The sequence below is a fragment of the Roseomonas chloroacetimidivorans genome (assembly GCF_049629625.1).
Classification (GTDB): Bacteria; Pseudomonadota; Alphaproteobacteria; order Acetobacterales; family Acetobacteraceae; genus Roseomonas; species Roseomonas chloroacetimidivorans.
The window spans coordinates 1-3,648 of sequence record NZ_JBNBZS010000195.1 but is presented as its reverse complement, the minus strand read 5'-3'; the positions used below and the strand labels follow the sequence as shown (position 1 = coordinate 3,648).

General features: G+C 68.4%; 1 protein-coding gene and 3 pseudogenes. 2 read left to right on the top strand and 2 right to left on the bottom strand.

The window, feature by feature from the left end; all coding sequences use genetic code 11:
- Positions 1-391: 391 nt before the first annotated feature.
- A pseudogene (locus tag ACO1BU_RS36345) lies at positions 392-1,669 on the top strand (ISL3 family transposase); the annotation flags it as partial.
- On the opposite strand, the pseudogene ACO1BU_RS36340 reads toward ACO1BU_RS36345, so the two are convergent.
- Positions 1,654-2,615, bottom strand: a pseudogene (locus ACO1BU_RS36340) (IS630 family transposase). The pseudogenes ACO1BU_RS36345 and ACO1BU_RS36340 sit on opposite strands and share 16 nt — an antisense overlap.
- A gap of 133 nt (positions 2,616-2,748) precedes the next feature.
- On the opposite strand from ACO1BU_RS36340, the pseudogene ACO1BU_RS36335 reads away from it, so the two are divergent.
- Positions 2,749-2,943, top strand: a pseudogene (locus ACO1BU_RS36335) (transposase); the annotation flags it as partial.
- A 459-nt stretch (positions 2,944-3,402) separates the two neighbouring features.
- On the opposite strand, the gene ACO1BU_RS36330 reads toward ACO1BU_RS36335, so the two are convergent.
- Positions 3,403-3,648, bottom strand: a 246-nt coding sequence (locus ACO1BU_RS36330) for a MutS-related protein (RefSeq protein WP_424140736.1), incomplete at its 5' end; no start/stop codon positions are given.

Genomic DNA, 3,648 nt, shown 5'->3' with positions numbered 1-3,648 from the left:
GGGTGCGCGATCCGAGGCGAGCCAGGCCTCAAGCAGGTCGAGCTGCGGCGACCCGGTCCCTGGTGGCTGCGGCGCTTCTGCCATGGCTCTCCTCCGGTGCCTGCAGGGGCAGCTTATGTCCGCTGCGCGGACGGGTCACGGGAGAAGCTTCCAGGGCAGCAGGTCTTCCAAGCGGTTGATGGGATGGCCTTGGGCAAGGCGATCCAGCACCGCGGCGTGGCTCTGCTACTGAATTCTGGGTTCTCCCGCAGTTTCCGTGCTGCGGGATCGTCATTCCGGGGCTGGATGAGCACATAGAAGGAACGTTGTTCCTTTCTCTGAAAGTCCAGATTGCCCAAGCGTTGCCTGCCTCTGCTTCCGGCGGGGCTACTGGTCCGCCAGGTCCTGCCCGGCCTGCGCGACGTCGTCGCGGCGTGTTCACAGCTACTACCGACGCCGCCTCGGCGATCTGCCCTGGCAGGGCCGCCCTGTGACGCTGCATCTCCAGGCACGGCGGTTCCGCTGCCTCAACCCGACCTGTGTCCGGCAGACTTTCGCCGAGCGGCTCCCGGATGTCGCACCCGCCGGGGCGCGGCGGACCCGGCGACTGGGCGACCTGCAGCGCTGTGTCGGCCTGGCGCTTGGCGGCGAGGCCGGGGCGCGTCTGGCGGAGCGCCTGGCCATGGCGGCCAGCCCGGACACGCTGTTGCGGATCACCCGCGCCGCCGGCCAGGACGCCACGCTGGCGGCGACGCCCCGGGTGCTCGGGGTGGACGACTGGGCGTGGCGCCGGGGCCACCACTACGGCACGGCGCTGGTCGATCTCGAGCGCAATCGTGCTGTCGACCCGCTGCCGGACCGGCAGGCGGAAACCCTTGCGGCGTGGCTGCGCCAGCACCCGGGCGTGGAGATCGTGGCCCGGGACCGGGCCGGCGCCTACGCGGACGGTGTCCGGCAGGGCGCGCCCGGTGCAATCCAGGTGGCGGATCGCTGGCACCTGCTGCGCAACCTCGGCGATGCTGTCCGGGCCCTCGTCGAACGGCATGGCAGCGCCACCCGCCGGGCGGCACAGCGGACCGCCGGGACGCGAGCCCAGGGCGAGCCCTTACCGGACGTGCCGCCGCCCCCGGCTCGCCCGCCGACCGCGGCGCAGCGGGCGAGCCGGGCCTCACTCGATCGCCGCCAGGCGCGCTACGAAGCGGCGGCGGACCTGCGCGGCAAGGGCATGTCGATCAGCCGCATCGCCGGGTTGCTCGGTGCCGAGCGCAAGACCGTGCGGCGCTGGCTGTCACTCGGCCACGCCCCCTCATGGCGCATGCCGCGGCGCGGCAGCGGGCTGGACGTCCATGTCGCGTATCTCGAAGGCCGCTGGAACGAAGGCTGCCGCAACGCCGCCCAACTCTGGCGCGAGTTGCTTGAGCGGGGCTTCACGGGACGCCCCGGTCTCGTGCGCCGCTGGGCCACCGATCGCCGCCGGGAACAGCCGGATCCACCCGCGATCCAGCACCGACCGGAAGCGAAGGCCTGGGCGGGGCCGACCATTCGGCGGATCGGCTGCATGCTCATGGCCGACGAGACCAAGCTTTCGGCAGGCGAGAGGTTGTTCATCGGGCACCTGCTCACCGAGGCGCCCCGATTGGACGAGGCCATCACCGTGGCTAGAGCTTTTCCACCTTACTCGAACGCGTAGCCTGAGTTGGCGAGGTAGTTTCCGCACTCGGCTGGGGTGAAGGTGTCGAGCAAGCGGCCGATAGTGGTCCAGAGCGCTTCTCGGGTGCGGGCCGCGGCTTTGCGGAGCAGCGCTTTCAGCTTTGCGAAGGCCTGCCTTCGGAGCAGTGCTCCTCAGCGGGTTCAGATCGGGCGAGTAGGGCGGCAGGTAGAGCAGGCTGGCGCCAGTGGCCCGGATGGCTTCGCGGACACCGGCGACCTTGTGGGCCGGGAGGTTATCCAGGACCACCACGTCGCCCTTGGACAGGACGGGCGCGAGGAACTGCCCGACATAGGCGAGGAAGGCCTCGCCAGTCATGGGCCCGTCCAGCACGAGCGGCGCGACGAGGCCGGTGCTGCGCAGCCCTACGATGAAGGTGGTGGTGCGCCAGTGACCATGGGGGGCGGCATCCACCAGGCGCTCGCGTCTCGGACCCCAGCCATAGCGCCGGACCATGTTGGTGGCGGCACCGGTCTCGTCGAGGAAGACGAACCGCTCGGGGTCCATGTAGCGCTGCCAGACCCGCCAGTGGCGTCGATGGACTGCTACGTCGGGCCGGTCCTGCTCGGATGCCCTCAGGCTCTTTTTTATGCGACTGATCGAGCCGCTTCAGCATGGACCAGATCGTCATCAGTGACACCGGCGCCACGCCGCGCTCGATCAGCGCCGTCCGGATCTCGGCCAAGGTGATTCCCTTCCGGCTGGCCGTCAGCTCCCGCAGGAACTCTTCCTGCCCCGCCAGCAGCGGCTTGCGGTACCCCCCGATCTTGGCCGGAGCGGTGCTACCGGTCTGGCGTACCCGCCGCACCAGCTTGATCGCCGCCGAAGCACTTACCGCGAACCGGGCCGCCGCCTCCCGCGCCGAGGCGCCCTCCTCGACAGCCCGGATCAGGCGCTTGCGTAGGTCCTGCGACAGGGGTGCCGTCATCACCAGCCTCGCTGCTCCATCAACAGCGTCGAATCAGAACCCGCGAGTCCGTGCAAGCCTGAAGTGCTCTAAGCGGCTGCAGCGTCTCCTGCGCCACGAGAAAGGCGACACGCTGCCTGCCGTGCTCGCCGCGGCCGACAAAACACCGCTCAAGAACTTCGCCGCCGGTCTACGCCGCGACCAGGACGCCATCCAGGCCGCCCTCGATCTGCCCTGGACGACGAGCCCTGTCGAAGGACAGATCAGCCGTATCAAGATGATCAAGCGGACCATGTACGGCCGAGCAGGCTTCGATCTCCTCCGCGCCCGCGTCCTCCACGCCGCATGATGCCGAAACAGCAGCACGGAAAGTGCGGGAGAACCCAGAATTCGTGGACACAGCCACGACGTCAGCAGCGCCGGTCCGTGTCCCCGCCGGGACGGCGGTGCCGGTGACCTCGGTGGATCGGCTGAAGGCAGGCTCCTGCACTTCGCTCCATACGATGAAGCACCCACCCCGAACACAATCATGAGGCTCTAACCTCGGAAAGGACCCTGACCCCGGCAGGGAGACGATATCGGAGTTGACAGTCACCCGCGATCAAAGGGCCGATCCGCACCTTGACCGATATAGGAGGATCAGGGCCCCTCAGAGCTATCGCGTACAGTCGCGGCGAACTGCACTTGTCCCTTGGATTGCAGTCGCTCTTCTGCCAGATCGGCGGCCTCTGTAGCATCCAGTGGTACTCTTTCACGACAAGGCTGGTGGCCGGGTGTGAGCCGTCTCATGGTACGTTTCGCGCGACTATCATGAGGCTTTCGGCGAATGGCCGGTGTGCTGGGCGAGGATCTCTTCAGCACGTTGGAGGACACGACGGGGCATGCCCGCTAGCGCCGCCACCTTGAGGCCGTAGGAGCGTCCGGAATGACCGGCGAGCACCTTGTAGGAGAAGACGTCGCCGTGCCGCCCTGCGGCCGCATCCATGGTCATGCAGATGCTGTGGGACATACTCTCGGCCGCATCTGCCAGCTCATGGTAGTGGGTAGCAAAGAG